Origin of the sequence: Roseibium sp. AS2, from assembly GCF_038900065.1 — a bacterium.
Taxonomy (GTDB): domain Bacteria; phylum Pseudomonadota; class Alphaproteobacteria; order Rhizobiales; family Stappiaceae; genus Roseibium.
This window is the reverse complement of sequence record NZ_JBBMQN010000001.1, coordinates 584,368-600,409: the sequence shown is the minus strand read 5'-3', so window position 1 is coordinate 600,409 and position 16,042 is coordinate 584,368. Positions and strand designations below refer to the sequence as shown.

The window sequence follows — 16,042 nt, the reverse complement described above, 5'->3', positions numbered from 1 at the left end:
GGTCAATAGAAGAAGAAGAGGTCCCCATGGCTTTGCGGATTTCGGGTAAGAATGTTGATGTCGGCGATGCACTGCGCGTCCATATCAATGACCGAATCGAAGATGCGCTTGAGAAATATTTCACAGGCGGTTTTACAGGCCACGTCACGCTCAGCAGGGAAGGCACGGGCTTCAAGTCCGAGTGCAGCCTGCATCTGGACACGGGAATTGTGCTCCAGGTGTCCGCGCAGGATCAGGATCCGCGCAAAGGTTTCGATCAGGCCGCGGACAAGATCGAGAAGAGATTGCGGCGCTACAAGCGCAAGCTGAAGGATCATCACAGCCACAACGGCGCTGACCGTGAGGCGATGGATGCCGCGTCCTATGTGCTTGCCTCGCCGGAGGAAGACGAGGAAGTGCCGGTGGATTTCAATCCGCTGGTGATTGCCGAGACTTCCGCGAAAGTGAAGACGATGACCGTCGGCATGGCGGTTATGGAACTGGATTTGACCGAAGCTCCGGTCGTCCTGTTCAAAAATGCGGCAAATGGCGGTGTCAATGTTGTCTATCGCCGGCCGGATGGCAATATAGGCTGGATTGACCCGGCACTGGTGGCCAAACAGGCTGCCGAGTAGAGATATGACGAGGTCGGCTTCCCCCGGGAAGCCGGCTTCTGAAACGTGTAGGCGGACTAATGGATCTTAGTGATCTTCTGGGTAAAGACGCGGTGATTGCAAGCCTGAAGGCCAAAAGCAAAAAACAGGCGATCCAGGAACTTGCTGCCAGGGCGGCAGAGCTGACCGGTCTTTCGGAACGCGAGATTTTCGACACGCTCCTGCAGCGCGAACGCCTTGGTTCCACCGGTGTCGGCCACGGTATCGCGATTCCCCACGGCAAGCTCGTGCGTCTGGACAGGCTGGTCGGTCTGTTCGCGAAGCTGGACAAGCCTGTCGATTTCGATTCCCTCGACGACGAGCCCGTCGATCTCGTGTTTCTGCTGCTGGCGCCTGAAGGCGCCGGAGCCGACCATCTGAAGGCGCTTGCGAGGATCGCGCGCCAGTTGAGGGACGCGTCGGTCACCAAGGGACTGCGCGGCTCGGTGGACGCACAGGAAATCTACGATCTCCTGACACAGCCGCTGACCTCTTCCAACGCGGCTTAATCGGTTCAGTCTTCTCGACAGGACAAGGACCGGCCCACGTCGGTCCCATTTGCGTTTGGGGACAGGCCCTTCGCTGACCATTTCAGTTTACACGATGACGCCTTGCGTCAGGCTGCCAGCGATGGCCGCAGCCGGCCGGGCCTCACGCCTTCGCCGGTTCCGCGTCGCCCTGACCGAGTTCCGGCTGGCCGGCCGCCGGGGCGGGGCCCCTGGTCAGGGCCGGCAGATGCAGGTCCAGAAGGTCCTCCGGCGGAGCGGTTTCTTCCGGGATCCGCCACAGGGTCGATGAGATGGCGAGTTGTCCGAGCGTGCGGGTCGAGGTGGTGACGGCGATCAGGCCGGCGAAGAGAGGCCCGATGGCAACGGGGATGACCGGCCACACAAGCCCGATCGGCTGACCGGAGAGCCAGGCGAGGCCGGCCAGGCCGAAGAGCATCTGCGGCCAGAGCTTCTGCAGGGCCAGCACGACCGGCAGTCTCTGCACGCCCCTGGCCTGCGCGCCCCAGCCGATTGTCTTGCCGAACACGAGGCCGCCCATGAAGATCGTGTGCGCCACCGCCATGATCGGCGCCAGCATGGCCGCATAGACAATCTCGGCACCGACACTCACAAGAATGCGCAACGTCCCGCCGAAGGCCTTGCGCAGATCCTGTCTCGCCAGCACGTCGGCCACTGTGGCAAGCTTCGGCGCGAACACCATCGTGAGCACCGTGAAGAACACGAGGGCGCCGGTATCCGCGCGGAACGGCGTGCCGTCGCTGACCAGGCCAAGCACGGCAGCGGCGGTCATGAAGCCGATCCAGGCCGGCGACCCCAGGAACATCAGGATGGCGAGAAAAAGCTGCGCACGGCTGACCGGCTTCAGGCCCGGCAGGCCGAGCAGCCTGCGGTATTGCAGATTGCCCTGGCACCAGCGCAGATCCCGCCGGATGTATTCCAGTAGATGAGGCGGGTTGGCTTCATAGCTCCCGGTTTCCTGCGGCAGCACCCGGACCTCGTAACCGGCACGGCGCATCAGAACCGCCTCCACCTGATCGTGGGACAGGATCGTGCCCGCAAGCGGTCCCTTGCCGGGCAGGTCCGGAAGCCGGCACTCTTCCTTGAAGGGCTTGATCCTCAGGATGGCATTGTGTCCCCAGTAGGGGCCGCAATCACCCTGCCACCAGGCGCTGCCGATGGTGTAGGAGCGCATGCCGAGGCGCATGCCGAACTGGAAAATCCGGGCAAAGGCACTGTCGGTCGGCAAACCGACCACCAGGCTCTGCAGAATACCCAGCCTGGGATTGGCTTCCATGCGCCGGACAAGTCCCGTGATCGCATCCGCCGACATGTAGCTGTCCGCATCCAGCACCAGCGCGAAATCATGCAAGTCGCCCCACCGGTCGCAGAAGTCGGCGATATTGCCGGCCTTGAACCCCGGGTTGGTGTCCCGGCGGCGGTAGACCACCTCCATCTGGCCGGCATGGCGTTCCTGAAGCCGCGCCGTCATCTGCTGCTCCTGCAGGGCGACATCGTCCAGGGAGGTGTCGCTCAGCACGTAAAGCGTGAACCGGCTTGCCTCGCCGGCGCGGGCCAGACGGGACATCATGGCGCTGAGATTGGTCTCGAGGCTTTCGGTATCCTCGTTGCGCACGCAGGAAAGCAGGGCCGTCGAACTTGTCAGCGGCAGGGAGGCGTCGCCATGCGCGATCGGGCAGACGGCGTCGACGGGATCCCGGGAAAGCCGCATCACAAGCAAGCCGATCACCGCGTTCCAGAACCCGATGATGGTCCAGGGGAGGGTCACCATGAAACAGGCGACGATCACCGTGTCGAGCACCGAATATCCCCCCGGTGACAGGGTTACGGTCATCAGCGCGGCAAGCGCCGCGAAACTGATGACAACGAGTGCGGCAAAAAGAACGCGCCTGGCGGTCATGGGGGCTGTTGATCCTTCAAATACACGCATGTCAAAAGCCTTGAACATTTTTTTGACTTCCAATCCTGGCGAACGTCGCAATAGTGCGCATGCCAAAATGTCCTAAGATTGACAGGAACCAGGGTTGATGACGGGAGAAGTTACATAATGATTGCGGAAACACCGGTGACGCGCGACACAGGCAAGGCGCAGGCGCTGTGGTACACCGGCCCTGGTGAATGCGCGATCGAGCCGGTTGCCGGCGCCGGTCCGCGCGCCGGTGAAGTGCTGGTGCAATCGCTTTTCAGTGGCGTCAGCCGGGGCACCGAGGGTCTTGTTTTCCGTGGAGAGATTCCGATGAGCGAATGGCAGCGCATGCGCGCGCCACATCAGGCCGGCGACTTCCCCTTTCCCGTGAAATACGGCTATGCCAATGTCGGCACGGTCCTGAAGGGGGACCCGGAGCTTGCCGGACGTGTGGTCTTTTCGCTGTTTCCGCATCAAAGCGTCTTTGCACTCCCGTCAGCGTCCTGTGTGCCGGTTCCCGATGGCGTCCCTGCCGAACGCGCTGTTCTGGCAGCGAATATGGAAACGGCGATCAATGCTATATGGGACGGAAAACCATCACCTGGGGATCACATCTGCGTGGTCGGGGGTGGGGTTGTCGGTCTCCTGACCGCATATGTCGCGGGACGGCTGCCCGGGTCAAGAGTGACGGTGATCGATACCAATCCGGGCCGTGCGGCGATCGCTGAGGCACTTGGCCTGGCCTTCGCCCTGCCGGCCGACGCGCCCCGCGATCAGGATCTCGTTTTTCACACCAGCGCGTCCTCGGCGGGACTTGCCACCGCGCTTGCCTGCGCCGGCGACGGAACGACTGTCGTCGAGATGAGCTGGTACGGCGCCAGGGCCGTGGAGGCGCCGCTCGGCGCCGATTTCCATTGCCGCAGGCTCAGGCTGATATCGAGCCAGGTCGGCACCATCGCCCCGGACCGGCGCGACCGGTGGAGCTACCGGCGGCGCCTAGAACTGGCGCTGTCCCTGCTCGCCGACCCGGTGCTCGACAAACTGATCAGCCACCGAATTCCCTTCGCGGAGTTGCCGGAGCAGCTTCCCGAAGTGTTGAACAAGGCGTCAGATGTTCTGGCAGCCGTTGTCCGCTATGAGAACGGGTCCGGCCACACCGGCTGAGCCCGACATCGAACAATCAGTCATTTCAGGATCACAAAGATGTTTGCAGTTGAAGTTCGCGACCACGTCATGATTGCGCATTCCTTCAGGGGAGAGCTGTTCGGCCCGGCCCAGGCGCTGCACGGGGCGACATTCGTCATCGATGCCGCTTTTCTGGCCGAGACCCTCGACGAAAACGGCGTGGTGATCGACATCGGCCGCGCTCACGAGGCGCTGAAGGAAGTGCTGCAGCCGCTCAATTACAAGAACCTGGACGAGGTCCCGGAATTCGCCGGTACCAACACGACGACCGAGTTCCTGACGAAGCATATTCACGATCACCTTTCGCGTGCGGCCCGCGACAGCCGTCTCGGGCGCGCCGGGACGGAACTGGCCGCCATTCGGGTGACGATTTCCGAATCCCATGTCGCCCGGGCCTGGTATGAAGCCGGGATCTGATCCGCAGATGCAATCTGTCCATTTCGCATATCCGGGGGATCTGGCAACACCCAGCGGCGGGTATGGCTACGACCGCCGGATCATGGCCGGATTGCGCAAGCTCGGCTGGCAGGTCGAGCCGTTGCCCCTGGGCGACGGTTTTCCGTTTCCCTCCCCGGAAACGCTGTCCGCGGCAGAAGTGCGCTTCCGGGCCTTGCCGGCAGGGACACGTGTCGTCGTTGACGGTCTTGCGTTCGGCGCGCTCGCGCATGCGGCGGCCGCCACGGATCACCTGCGTCTTGTCGCCCTGCTTCATCATCCGCTCTGCCTGGAAAACGGCCTTGCGCCGGACCGGGCCAGGGCCTTGCTGGAAAGCGAGACCTGCGCGCTGAAACATGCCGGCCATGTCATCGTCACCAGCCCGGCCACGGCGGCCCAGGTGCATGACCTGTTCGCGTTTCCCGAGGAAAAGATATCGGTCGTCCTGCCGGGTACGGAGAAGCCGGACACTTATGCGCGCCCGGCATCGGACGTGACAAGGCTGTTGTCCGTCGGCACGCTTGTTCCGCGCAAGGGCTATGATCTGTTGCTGGATGCCCTGGCGGAGCTGCCTGCGGATGCCGGCGCCTGGCATCTGGACATCGTCGGCGGCCTGGACTCAGATCCGGCGTGTTATGGCGCCCTGCGAAAACAGTCCGCCGATCTGAACCTGTCCGACCGGATAAGGTTTCACGGTGCCGTCCCGGAGGACCATCTGTCCGCTCATTACCGCGCGGCGCATATATTCGTGCTGGCGAGCCGCTTTGAAGGATACGGCATGGCCTATACGGAAGCGCTCGCCCACGGCCTGCCGGTCATCGGCAGCGGCGGCGGCGCGGTGCGCGAGACCCTGCCGGAAGGAGCCGCGCTCTATTGCGGCACGGAAGATGTCGCGGCCCTGCGCGCGGCCTTGCAGCGCCTGCTGACTTCTCCAGAAGAACGGGCCAGTCTCGGAGACGCGGCACGGTCGGCGGCACGGGCCTTTCCGGACTGGCAGGATGCCGCCGCCCGGTTTTCAGACATATTGCGGGAGACAGGCCCATGAGCGGGTTTTCGACAACATGGCTTGCCTTGCGTGAGCCCCTCGATCTGGCAGCGCGGAACACGGACGTCGAGGCTGCGTTCCTGGACAGCCTGCCATCGGGACCGGTCCGCATTCTCGATCTGGCAAGCGGCGCCGGATCGACCGTGGCCGCTCTTGCGGCGAAAGGTGTGGAGCCCGCCGGCTGGCTGCTGTGCGATCACGATTCCGCCCTTCTTGAGCACGCCGGGCAGCGCTGGCGGAAGCCGGTGGAGCAGGGCACCGGACGGATCGACCTCAGGCAGATCGATCTGGCCCGTGACCTGGAGCAATTGCCTTTCGCGGATGTGGCCGCGGTCACCACATCGGCGTTTCTGGATCTTGTGTCGGAGGCCTTTGTCGAACGGCTGGTCGAACAGGTCGTCAAGGCCCGCAAACCCTTTCTGGCGAGCCTGACCTATGACGGCCGCGTACGCTTCGATCCTGAAGCGCCGTTCGACAGCGACATCCTCGCCGCTCACGACCGGCATCAGCGCACCAACAAGGGCTTCGGCCCGGCCCTCGGGCCGGAAGCGGCATCGCGGGCGATTGCGCTGTTTGAAGCCGCCGGCTACCGCGTCGTGCAGGGCCCGTCCGACTGGCGGGTCGCGCCGCACGAACACGATTTCCTGATGGAATTTCTGGGCGGCTGGGTCCGGGTCGGCGAGGACCTGAACCTGCCATCGCAGGCGCTCGAAACCTGGTGGCGGGATCGCGCCCGGCAAATCCGGTCGGAAGAACTGTCGGTGACCGTCGGTCACGTGGATTTCGCGGCCCTGCCGTCTTGCTGAAGCTTGCTGCCGGGTTTTTCAAGATGTCACGCGCAGTGGGGGCGTCTTGAGACGCGCGTCCCGAGCAGATCTGCAAGGCCCGCGCAGAACCGGTCGTTGAATACGTCTGGAAGAAGTTATTGAAATCTTAAGATCAATTAACCTTAAGAAAATTTAATGCTATTCTTCTGTAATTTTTTACCATGCTCTTTAAGCACAGTTTATTCTTTTTTGTACTATATTCCGCTCCGGAATGCAGGCGCAGGTTCTCCCGTGAACCGATAATTGATGGCAAGGATCATGATGAAACAGACCATACGGACAATTCTGGCGAAACACGGCAATCTTCCCGTCGCCGTGGAAGACATCGCCGACGCCGCGGACCTTTACGACGCCGGCCTCTCCTCCTTCGCGTCTGTTCAGGTCATGCTGGCACTGGAAGAGGAATTCGATATCGAGTTTCCGGAGCATCTCCTGAACCGCAAGTCGTTTTCTTCCATCGACGCCATCGAAGCGGCGCTTTCCGAAATTGTCGAAGAGCAGGCGGCCTGATCAATGACCGCCGCCAGCAAAATCACCGCGCTGGCTCTGGCCGACCGCGCCAAACGCGCCGCCAGGGTCGCCGCCGGATTCGCCGATCAGGTTGATACCGAAGGCCGGTTCCCGTCCGAAGGCATGGAAGCTCTGAAAGCCGAACGGCTTCTGGGGATCATGATCCGGCCGGAATATGGCGGCGAAGGCGCAAGCCTTACCGAGATCGCCGATGTTTGTGCGATCCTCGGACAGGCCTGTGCGGCGACCGCCATGACCTACGCCATGCACCAGATCCAAATTGCAAGCCTTGCCGACTACGCGGCCGGGAGCGCCTGGCACGAGGCCTTTCAGAAACGCGTCTGCGACGAGCAGCTTCTGATTGCGTCCGCGACGAGTGAGGCGGGCATCGGCGGCAACCTGCGCAATTCGCTTTGCGCGATCGAAGTCGAGGGCGACACGGCCCGCCTGACCAAGGACGCAACCGTGATCTCCTACGGCGCCAAGGCCGATGCCATCATGGTCACGTCCCGCCGTCATCCGGACGCCGCCCATTCCGATCAGGTCGCGACGGTTTTCCTGAAAGACCAGTATACGCTCGAGCAGACCAGCAAATGGGACACGCTCGGCATGCGCGGAACCTGTTCCGACGGTTACATCTTCAAGGCGGAGGCGCCCGCGGAGCAGATCCTGCCGCGGCCGTTCGCCGAGATTGCCGCCCAGTCGATGCTGGCCGTGTCGCATCTTCTGTGGGGCGCGCTCTGGTACGGGATTGCCGCCGACGCGGTGGCGCGTGCACAGAGCTTCGTCAAGGCCGCCGCGCGCAAGTCGCCGGGTCAGGTCCCGCCTGGAGCGCTTCGTCTCGCCGAGACGTCCAGCCTGTTGCAACTGGTCAAGGCCAATGTCGTTGCAGGTCTGAAGCAGTTTGAAAGCTGCAAGGGTGACGGGGATGCACTCAACGCGATGAGTTTTTCCGTCGCCATGAACAACATCAAGATCGGCACATCACAGACCATCCTGACGATCATCAACCATTGCATGCTGATCTGCGGCATAGCCGGATACAAGAACGGCACGCCCTTCAGCCTCGGTCGCCATCTGCGGGATGCCCATTCCGCCCAGCTGATGATTTCCAACGACCGCATTCTGGGCAACACGTCGACCATGCTTCTGGTCAACAAGCAAGATACCAGCCTTCTGGGGTAATAATGGACGCGCAAGTTTCTTTTCTCGATCAATTGTTTTCCGAAGGCGTTCTGCATGACAGCGGCGTCGATGGCCTTTACGCGCGCAGCGGTGAATTCGAAAATGTCATTGCCCGCTTCGAGACCTTCGCCCTGAGCTACGGCCAGGACGAGATTTCCGAAGCGATGGTGTTTCCGCCGGGCATGACCATGCAGGATTTCGAGACCAGCGGTTACATGAAGAACTTTCCGCAGCTGGCGGGAACCGTTCATGCCTTCTGCGGCAACGATCATGACCAGATGGGTTTGCTGCAGTGCATGGCGGCCGGCGAGGACTGGTCGAAGGACCAGAAGCCGACTCAGGTCGCGCTGACTCCGGCGGCCTGCTATCCGCTCTATCCGATCCTGTCGAGACGCGGCCCGCTCGCTGCCGAAGGTGCCTATGTCGCCCTGCAGTCCTACTGTTTCCGGCATGAACCGTCCAAGGATCCGGCCCGGATGCAGATGTTCCGTCAGCGCGAATATGTGCGTGTCGGTTCGGCGGACCAGACCATGACGTTCCGCGAGACCTGGAAACAGCGCGGCCAGGACATGATGAAACGGCTGGAATTGCCACATCATGTCGATGTCGCCAACGATCCGTTTTTCGGCCGGGCAGGCAGGATGCTGGCGTCCGGGCAGCGCGAACAGGAACTGAAGTTTGAAATGCTGGTTCCGATCACGTCGGAGGAAAAGCCGACCGCCTGCATGAGCTTCAATTACCACCTGGACAATTTCGGCAAGGCCTGGGACATCCGCCAGGCGGACGGCACCCCCGCGCACACTGCCTGCGTCGGCTTCGGCCTCGAGCGCATTGCCCTGGCCCTGTTCCGGCACCACGGCTTCGACACCGCCGCCTGGCCCGAAGGTGTCAAAGCGGCCCTTTGGGGTTGAGAGGATCGGGCAGACCATGACAGACGCCGTCTTTGATACCCTGAGCGCGGCCGGCTACGCGCGCAGCCCGCTTCATGCGCAGGACCGCGACTGGCCGGAGACCAACTGCTATCTCGATGTCTGGATCGAGGTTCTGCCCTCGCTCGGCCTGCCGCCGGAAGCCTGCCTTGCCTATTCGCTCACCCAGGATTTCGAGGGCGACCAGTTCACCTTCTTCAAGGTGCCGCTGGAGGACCTGGAAGCCCTCTATGGCCTGAAGGTCACGGAACTGGCGATCTACGACCGGGTCGAATTCCATGTTCAGCAGCAGATCGAACGCGGCCGCCTGTCGCTGGTCGAGGTCGACAGCTTTTTCCTGCCCGACACCCAGGGCGTCGGCTATCACGCCAGCCATGGCAAGACCACGATCGCCGTCAACCGGATGGATTTCGAAAACCGGACGATGGAGTATTTCCACGGGCTCGGCCTCCATCGTCTGGAAGGCGACGACTTCGACGGCGTCTTCCAGCGCGGCGCGCATGCCGGGTCGCTGCCGTTCCTGCCCTACACCGAATTCGTGAAATTTCCCGGCAGTCTGCCGTCCATGCAGCACATTGTGACTGTTTCGGAAGATCTGTTGCGCCATCATCTGAAACGCCGGCCTGCGGAAAATCCCGTGGCTGCGTTCGCTTCGGTGTTTCCGGCACAGGTGGAGAAGGTCAGCCAGCGGGAGTTCGATTTCTTCCATCTCTATGCCTTCAACACGCTGCGCCAGCTCGGTGCGAATTTCGAGCTGTTTTCGAGCTATCTGGACTGGCTGGCGGGCCAGGGACGGACGGAGCTGGCCGAAGGCGCCGCGTTGGCCAGAACCATTTCCACCACCTGCAAGACCATGCAGTTCAAGCTGGCCCGGGCGGTCATGCGCAAGAAATTTCAGGGTCTGGAGGAAGGCCTGTTACCGGCGGTTGAAGCCTGGGACAGGCTGATGCAGCTCCTCGACCTTCAGTACGGCGAAGCGCGGGACACCGGTTTCACACCCGTCGTCAGCGCTGCCGGGGCATAGCGGCCGTGCTGCCGGGTACCGGCCCTGCCACCATGGACTGGATCCTCTCCGTCACGGAACCGGGCACCTTTGAGCTGCCTCCCGCCGCCGGAACCCTGCCAGACCCCGTGCCTGCCGCGGTGCCGGGAACCGTGGCCGGTGCCCTGACTCGGGCGGGGCTGTTCGACCCGGACAATCCGGTGCCGCTGCACGGCAAGGACGTCTGGTACGAAGGCCGGTTCGACGCCGAGCCGGGCCGGTACCTCCTGCATCTGGACGGGTTGGCGACCGTCGCGGAGGTCTATCTCAACGGTGAGCCGGTTCTCGAGTGCCGCAACATGTTCCGGAAATTTCAGGTTCCGGTGGATCTTGCAGAGCGGAATGTCCTGACGCTCTGCTTCCGGGCACTGGCGCCTCATTTGACGGCGAAGGGACCGCGGGCGCGCTGGAAGCCTCAACTCGCGACGTCCCAGGGCCTGCGTCTGGTGCGCACCACTTTGCTCGGTCACATGCCCGGCTGGTGCCCGGAGATCCATGCGGTCGGACCGTACCGGCCGATCCGGATCGAGCCGGAGGCCGCAGCGCGGATCACGGAAAAGCAGGTGCTGGCCGATCTCGCGCCCGACGGGCGCGCCCGGTTGACCGTTTCCCTGAAACTTGAAAATTCCGACGCGGTTCCGGTTCTGGAGTGCGCCGGCAGTGCGGCGGAGATGGTGCGCCGGGAGGATGGCTCGTTGGCGGCATCGCTTTGCCCGGCGGGCATCGACCCGTGGATGCCGCACACCCATGGCACACCGGCACTCTACGAAATCACGGTTCAGGCCGGAGAGCAGCGGTTCGGGCTCGGAAAGACCGGTTTCCGGCGTCTCGAGGTGGATCGCGGCGAAGATGGCACCGGCTTTGGCCTCAGGGTCAACGGAATTGCGGTGTTCTGCAGGGGCGCGGTCTGGACCAGTGCGGATCTCCTGAATCTGTCCGGCGATCCGGACACCTGTCGTCCGTTGCTGGAGGCGGCCCGCGATGCCGGCATGAACATGCTGCGTATCGGCGGCACCATGATCTACGAGACTCGGGCATTCTTTGAGCTCTGCGACGAACTCGGCCTGCTCGTCTGGCAGGACTTCCAGTTCGCCAATTATGACTATCCGGTCAAGGACGACGTCTTTGTCGGCGAGGTGAGGGCAGAGGTCCGCGACCAGCTTTCCGACAGCATGGGGTGTCCCTCGCTTGCCGTTCTGTGCGGCGGCAGCGAGATCTACCAGCAGGGGGCGATGATGGGCCTGCCGGAGAACCGCTGGAAAGGGCCGCTCTGCGAAGAGATCCTGCCCGAACTCGCGGTTGGCCTTCGCCCGGATGTCCCCTACGCACCGAATTCGCCCTGCGGCGGGGTGCTGCCGTTCTCGCCGAACGCGGGCATCGCGCATTACTATGGCGTCGGCGCCTACCTGCGCCCACTGGACGATGCCCGGCGAGCGGATGTGCGCTTCGCCGGCGAGTGCCTGGCGTTTTCCAATGTTCCCTGCCGGCAGAGCCTCGAGGAGGGGTTGCCTTCGGTCAGGCCCGGGCATGATCCGCGCTGGAAGGCCCGCGTGCCGCGTGACCGGGGGGCTGGCTGGGACTTCGAGGATGTCCGCGACCACTATCTGAAAGACCTTTACGGCGTTGACCCTGCGGCGCTGCGCACCGGCGATCCGGACCGCTATCTCGATCTCGGCAGGGCCGTGACCGGGGAGGTCATGGAAAGAACCTTTGCCGAGTGGCGGCGCGGGGGCTCCTCCTGCCGGGGCGCGCTGGTGTGGACGCTGCAGGATCTGGCCATGGGCGCGGGCTGGGGTGTGATCGATGCCGCCGGCAGGCCGAAACCGGCCTGGTACGCCCTGAAGCGGGCCTTCCGTCCGTTGCAGGTTTGTCTGACGGACGAAGGCACCAACGGGCTGGCCATCCATGTCATCAATGAACGGCCAGGGGAAAAGACTGTCACGCTCGCGCTGACCTGTTTGCGGGACGGACAAGTGCCGGTGGTCTCGGGGCAAAAGGAACTTGTGCTGGCGCCGCACAGCGCCCAGTCCCTCAACGCGGTCGACCTGATCGGCGCGTTTTTCGACGTCACCTATGCCTATCGGTTCGGTCCGCCCTCACACGATGTGACACTGGTGCGGATGCTGGACCGGGAGACGGGGACGGTTTTGGCTGAAGCGTTTCATTTTCCGCTGGCAGACTCTGTCGCCAGGGTGTCGAAGACGGCGCTCAGGGCGCAGATCACGGCACACAGTGACGGACCGCTTGCCGTTCAACTGGCGACGGAGGCGACACTTGCTGCCGTCACTCTGACACTTCCAGGATATGTCGCGTCGGAAAACGGTTTTCACCTGGCGCCCGGTCCGGAGAAGGAGATCGTCTTCAGGCCTGAACGCCCGGACGCGCCCGAAACGGTGCCGGAGCGACTGGAAATCGCCGCTTTGAACATGCAGGGCGTTCTGGCGGTGCCCCTTTCCACCGCCGACGGGTAGGTGCGCTACCCCGATCCCGCTACGACTGCTTACTTTGCTTTTGCCAGGTCCTGCCCCACCAGATCGCCCAGGAATGCCTCGAGCACTTTTTGAGCCGGTTCGGGGGTCAGGTTGTGATCGGCGTTTTCGACGGTGAACACGCTCATGTTGGGGTAGGCTTTCAGTCCGCTCAGGTCCTGCCCGAAATGAAACTCGAGCAGTTCCAGGCTGCCGTCGCCGGCGCTGCAGAAAAAATGCACCGGAATGCCCCGGTCCCGGAGTTCAGCGAAGATCTCGAGCGCCTGCAGCTTGAAACGGCCGTGTTTTGTCAGGCGGGGCAACACCTTCGACAGGACCGAGGCGAGTTTCATCCCGCCGAGCTTTGTCATGCCCCGCAGAACGGACCTGATGTTGATGTCGCCGGTGACGAGGCGCTTCAGCGTCCTGGGATCGGTCATCTTCTTGCGGTAGGCCTCGGCGGTCCGGAACCCGAGCCGATTGACATCGACCACTTCGTCAGGATCCCAGATATAGACCAGCGGATTGCACAGAACGACCCGGGAGATGGCCCGGCTGAAACGGGCCGCGTGAAGCGCGGCATGCGAGCTGCTGCAGCGCCCGACCAGTGTGAGCGGACCGTCATGGTGTGCGTCGAGCCAGTCCACCGCATCGCCGAAATCGGCAACAGGACCGTCGGAATACAGAATTTCCGAAGCGATCCCGTCCTTGGGCGGACTGTCGCCCACATTGGCCATGTCGAAGCGCACCGTCTCCGCGCCGCCACGCGCCAGTGACCGGCAGATCTTGACCCAGCTCCGGGCCCAGCCGCCATGGTGGTCATAGCCGCCGGTATTGCCGAAAAGAAACACCGGCCTTCCGGCGCGCGCTTCCTCCGGCGAGCTTGAGACGGCGAAGAGCTGTTTGCTGGCCGGTCCGAAATAGGCGGCGGTTTCAGTGAAACCGTTGCCTGCCAGCGCCGTCATGTCCGCAGGGTTTTCGCTTGCGCCGGTCACCGCCCCGGTCACTGCCCCGGGGGGCGCCAACGTGTTCCCAAGCCAGTTGGCGATTTCAGCGATGCTCGCCTCCGGCACTTTCGAGCGCAGCGGATCGATCATCAGATCCTCGTATCCCCCGAACTCGGTGACTTCCAGCCCCGGCGTATCGCCGCGAAGATGCTCCGCGAATGCGGTGTCACTGTCGAGATCGGGGCGCAGGCACAGAAGAGCTGGAACGCCGCCGGGCAGGCCCGGTCCGGCGGGTTTGACAAGCGCGAGATCGGTTGCGAGCGGATCGGGCAGCGCAATGCCGGCGATGGAATATTTCGTTCGGGGCAGGCCCTCCGGCTGAATGTTCAGCCGCTCGTAAAGGACCTTCGCGCGCAGATCGGTCTCGCGCAGGTAGCGCCTGCCGCTTGTCACCGGCGCGGCTAGGACGATGGCGGAAATGTCCTTGCGGGTCTGGGCGGCGTTCCGCGCGACCACAGCACCGACGCCCAGGCCGAAGAGAGCGATCCGGTCCACACCGGTTGACCGTTTGAGTGCATCGCCGGCCCTGTTCGCGGCTGCGGTCCAGTCATCGAGACCGGAGCCCTCCGGGGTGTCGAGCGAATCGACCGTGTCCGGATAGTCGAACCGGAGGCTGGCCAGTCCGCGCTCCGCGAGCGTTTCGGCGAGAACGCGATAGAACTTGCGGCTGCACAATTCGTCAAAGCCCCAGGGCCGGCACAGCAACACCGCGCCCCGGCAGGGCACTTCGGGGGCTGGCCGGGTCAGCACGGCGGCAAGCCCGTCAAAGCACAGCGGAACGGACGGGACGAAACTCATTTGGTTGATCTTTCCTGTCGAACGAGCACGCGGAAAACGGCTTTCAGAAGTGGGGTCAGTCTTTTGGGAAGCACAGCGGAAAGCGTCCACAGAAGGACATCCGCATCTTCCTGCGGAATGCAGTTCAGGGCCCTGACGGCCGCGAAATAAACGAGTGCACCCGCCGGCACCGCCACCAGAAGACCGATGATCCCGCCGATGCTCCACAGGACCGCATAGGCGGTGATCGCGCATAACGCTGCAGCGGCGAAGCTGCCGAGCAGCCATCTGATGCCGACAGCCAGGTTCAACTGGCGTCCGCAGTAGATCATCAGCACGCTCAGCAGCAGTCCATGGAGAGCGATGCGTGCCAATGCCGCACCGATCAGTCCGGCATAGGGCACCACGACCGCGAATACCGCGATCGAGAGGACCGCGAAGACGGCACTGATCCGGACGATGACATGGCTGCGCTCGCGCGCCATCATGACGGCCCTGGGCACCATTTCCAGGGTGTTGAGAAACGCCGAGCCGACCAGGATCGCGGCAACGACACGTCCGCCGTCGAACGCGTCGCCGAAGATCATCGGCAGAAGCTCGCTCATCACCGCCGCGCCGCCAAGGCATATCGGCAAGGTGGACAGCCCTATCCAGCGCATGGTGCGCTGATATGTTTTTTCTATACGCTCCGTGCTGCCCTGGTCATGCAACTCGCCCAGGTGTGTCGTCAGGGCCGCCAGCATGTGGCCGGGAAGCTGGGTCACAAGTGCGGCCAGCGACAGTCCGGCGGCGTAAAATCCGAGTTCCACCGGGGAAACGTAAAAGCTCAGGAACAGGTATTCGGTCCGGCCCCATGCGATCGTGCCGAGCATGCCCGTGAACCAGGTGTTCCTTGCATAGCTGTAGATATTGCTGTCGAAGCGGGTCCCGGTTTCGGGAGCGGACGCGATGTACCTGCGCACCGCCAGCGCTTGCGGCAGGTGGCGGACGGCATAGCCCGCAAGCGCACCGGCTGCGCCGAACAAAAGGGATCCCGCCACGACTGCGGGGATCTGCAGGGCGCTGCCGATCACTGCGAAACGGGTGATTTCCGGGGACCGATGAAGTCCGCGAGAACTTCCTTCGGCGTAACAGGCGATGGAATAAAACAGGAAAACGAGCGTGATGATCAGGAAAATCTCGGGAGAATAAACATCTGCCGACGCTTCACCGGGGAAGAAATAGACGTAGGCCAGCAACCCGAAGGTGGCGAGGGTCATCGGGATCAGGAACCGTGGCAGCAGGTGCCGGGCCAGCCCGCCGCCACAATTGCCGGGCTGGTCGTAGCGCAGCATGTAGCGTTGCAAGGTGTTCGGGATGCCGAAATTGGCGATGGTGTAGGCGGTCAGGGCCGCCCAGACACCAAAGGCCACAATGCCGGATCCATCAGGTCCGAGCGTGCGCGCAATGATCACGTTGCAGACGAAACCGGCCAGAAGAGACGTCAGGCCGGCAAGCGTGCTGAAGATGGAAGAATTTACGAAACTGGCCATGGATGGAAGCAATTTGGCGTTGAGGTCGGATAACC

The 16,042-nt window shown here is 63.0% G+C and carries 14 protein-coding genes; 11 read left to right on the top strand and 3 right to left on the bottom strand.

Features of this window, described 5'->3' with window-relative positions:
* The first annotated feature begins 26 nt into the window (after nt 1-26).
* Together raiA and ptsN are read left to right on the top strand one after the other, a co-directional pair.
* Nucleotides 27-614 (top strand): ribosome-associated translation inhibitor RaiA, encoded by a 588-nt coding sequence (gene raiA / locus WNZ15_RS02735; RefSeq protein WP_342891397.1) that lies wholly within the window; start codon nt 27-29, stop codon nt 612-614.
* A gap of 59 nt (nt 615-673) precedes the next feature.
* Nucleotides 674-1,141 carry a PTS IIA-like nitrogen regulatory protein PtsN gene (gene ptsN / locus WNZ15_RS02730; protein WP_342891396.1) on the top strand — a complete coding sequence of 156 codons (468 nt, stop codon included), beginning with the start codon at nt 674-676 and terminating at the stop codon, nt 1,139-1,141.
* 142 nt (nt 1,142-1,283) lie between these two features.
* Here ptsN and mdoH read toward each other — a convergent pair whose 3' ends face one another.
* On the bottom strand, nt 1,284-3,059 hold the full coding sequence (mdoH, locus tag WNZ15_RS02725) for a glucans biosynthesis glucosyltransferase MdoH (protein WP_342891395.1): 1,776 nt from the start codon (nt 3,057-3,059) through the stop codon (nt 1,284-1,286).
* Between the two features lie 147 nt (nt 3,060-3,206).
* Between mdoH and WNZ15_RS02720 the strand changes: the two genes are divergently transcribed.
* The 9 genes from WNZ15_RS02720 to WNZ15_RS02680 all read left to right on the top strand — a co-directional run bounded on the left by WNZ15_RS02720 (nt 3,207) and on the right by WNZ15_RS02680 (nt 12,694).
* Nucleotides 3,207-4,229: a zinc-binding alcohol dehydrogenase gene (locus WNZ15_RS02720; protein WP_342891394.1), complete on the top strand. Its 1,023-nt coding sequence runs from the start codon at nt 3,207-3,209 to the stop codon at nt 4,227-4,229.
* A 39-nt stretch (nt 4,230-4,268) separates the two neighbouring features.
* Entirely contained in the window at nt 4,269-4,667 is a 399-nt protein-coding gene (locus WNZ15_RS02715) for a 6-carboxytetrahydropterin synthase (protein ID WP_342891393.1), read from the top strand.
* 7 nt (nt 4,668-4,674) lie between these two features.
* On the top strand, nt 4,675-5,730 hold the full coding sequence (locus WNZ15_RS02710; protein WP_342891392.1) for a glycosyltransferase family 4 protein: 1,056 nt from the start codon (nt 4,675-4,677) through the stop codon (nt 5,728-5,730).
* A complete protein-coding gene (locus WNZ15_RS02705; protein ID WP_342891391.1) occupies nt 5,727-6,536 on the top strand; it encodes a class I SAM-dependent methyltransferase in 810 nt (269 codons plus the stop codon). Before WNZ15_RS02710 ends, WNZ15_RS02705 begins: the two co-directional genes overlap by 4 nt.
* A gap of 282 nt (nt 6,537-6,818) precedes the next feature.
* The gene (locus WNZ15_RS02700) at nt 6,819-7,067 is read left to right on the top strand and encodes an acyl carrier protein (protein WP_342891844.1); all 249 of its coding nucleotides are present in this window, start codon (nt 6,819-6,821) and stop codon (nt 7,065-7,067) included.
* A 3-nt stretch (nt 7,068-7,070) separates the two neighbouring features.
* A complete protein-coding gene (locus tag WNZ15_RS02695) occupies nt 7,071-8,252 on the top strand; it encodes an acyl-CoA dehydrogenase family protein (RefSeq protein ID WP_342891390.1) in 1,182 nt (393 codons plus the stop codon).
* Between the two features lie 2 nt (nt 8,253-8,254).
* Nucleotides 8,255-9,163, top strand: a complete 909-nt coding sequence (locus WNZ15_RS02690) for an amino acid--[acyl-carrier-protein] ligase (RefSeq protein WP_342891389.1) — start codon at nt 8,255-8,257, stop codon at nt 9,161-9,163.
* Between the two features lie 16 nt (nt 9,164-9,179).
* Complete coding sequence (locus tag WNZ15_RS02685) at nt 9,180-10,205, top strand: DUF1839 family protein (RefSeq protein WP_342891388.1); 1,026 nt, start codon at nt 9,180-9,182, stop codon at nt 10,203-10,205.
* 32 nt (nt 10,206-10,237) lie between these two features.
* Nucleotides 10,238-12,694 (top strand): glycoside hydrolase family 2 protein, encoded by a 2,457-nt coding sequence (locus tag WNZ15_RS02680; protein WP_342891387.1) that lies wholly within the window; start codon nt 10,238-10,240, stop codon nt 12,692-12,694.
* Nucleotides 12,695-12,723: 29 nt separating this feature from the next.
* Here WNZ15_RS02680 and WNZ15_RS02675 read toward each other — a convergent pair whose 3' ends face one another.
* Both WNZ15_RS02675 and WNZ15_RS02670 read right to left on the bottom strand, forming a co-directional pair.
* Nucleotides 12,724-14,496 (bottom strand): hypothetical protein, encoded by a 1,773-nt coding sequence (locus WNZ15_RS02675; RefSeq protein WP_342891386.1) that lies wholly within the window; start codon nt 14,494-14,496, stop codon nt 12,724-12,726.
* Nucleotides 14,493-16,007 carry a lipopolysaccharide biosynthesis protein gene (locus WNZ15_RS02670; RefSeq protein WP_342891385.1) on the bottom strand — a complete coding sequence of 505 codons (1,515 nt, stop codon included), beginning with the start codon at nt 16,005-16,007 and terminating at the stop codon, nt 14,493-14,495. The genes WNZ15_RS02675 and WNZ15_RS02670 overlap by 4 nt, the downstream gene beginning before the upstream one ends.
* Nucleotides 16,008-16,042 lie beyond the last annotated feature (35 nt).

Excerpts from the sequence above, each read along its gene's own strand:
- raiA (WP_342891397.1), top strand. The coding sequence starts at position 27 with ATGGCTTTGCGGATTTCGGGTAAGAATGTTGATGTCGGCGATGCACTG.
- ptsN (WP_342891396.1), top strand. The coding sequence starts at position 674 with ATGGATCTTAGTGATCTTCTGGGTAAAGACGCGGTGATTGCAAGCCTG.
- mdoH (WP_342891395.1), bottom strand. The coding sequence starts at position 3,059 with ATGACCGCCAGGCGCGTTCTTTTTGCCGCACTCGTTGTCATCAGTTTC.
- WNZ15_RS02720 (WP_342891394.1), top strand. The coding sequence starts at position 3,207 with ATGATTGCGGAAACACCGGTGACGCGCGACACAGGCAAGGCGCAGGCG.
- WNZ15_RS02715 (WP_342891393.1), top strand. The coding sequence starts at position 4,269 with ATGTTTGCAGTTGAAGTTCGCGACCACGTCATGATTGCGCATTCCTTC.
- WNZ15_RS02710 (WP_342891392.1), top strand. The coding sequence starts at position 4,675 with ATGCAATCTGTCCATTTCGCATATCCGGGGGATCTGGCAACACCCAGC.
- WNZ15_RS02705 (WP_342891391.1), top strand. The coding sequence starts at position 5,727 with ATGAGCGGGTTTTCGACAACATGGCTTGCCTTGCGTGAGCCCCTCGAT.
- WNZ15_RS02700 (WP_342891844.1), top strand. The coding sequence starts at position 6,819 with ATGAAACAGACCATACGGACAATTCTGGCGAAACACGGCAATCTTCCC.
- WNZ15_RS02695 (WP_342891390.1), top strand. The coding sequence starts at position 7,071 with ATGACCGCCGCCAGCAAAATCACCGCGCTGGCTCTGGCCGACCGCGCC.
- WNZ15_RS02690 (WP_342891389.1), top strand. The coding sequence starts at position 8,255 with ATGGACGCGCAAGTTTCTTTTCTCGATCAATTGTTTTCCGAAGGCGTT.
- WNZ15_RS02685 (WP_342891388.1), top strand. The coding sequence starts at position 9,180 with ATGACAGACGCCGTCTTTGATACCCTGAGCGCGGCCGGCTACGCGCGC.
- WNZ15_RS02680 (WP_342891387.1), top strand. The coding sequence starts at position 10,238 with ATGGACTGGATCCTCTCCGTCACGGAACCGGGCACCTTTGAGCTGCCT.
- WNZ15_RS02675 (WP_342891386.1), bottom strand. The coding sequence starts at position 14,496 with ATGAGTTTCGTCCCGTCCGTTCCGCTGTGCTTTGACGGGCTTGCCGCC.
- WNZ15_RS02670 (WP_342891385.1), bottom strand. The coding sequence starts at position 16,007 with ATGGCCAGTTTCGTAAATTCTTCCATCTTCAGCACGCTTGCCGGCCTG.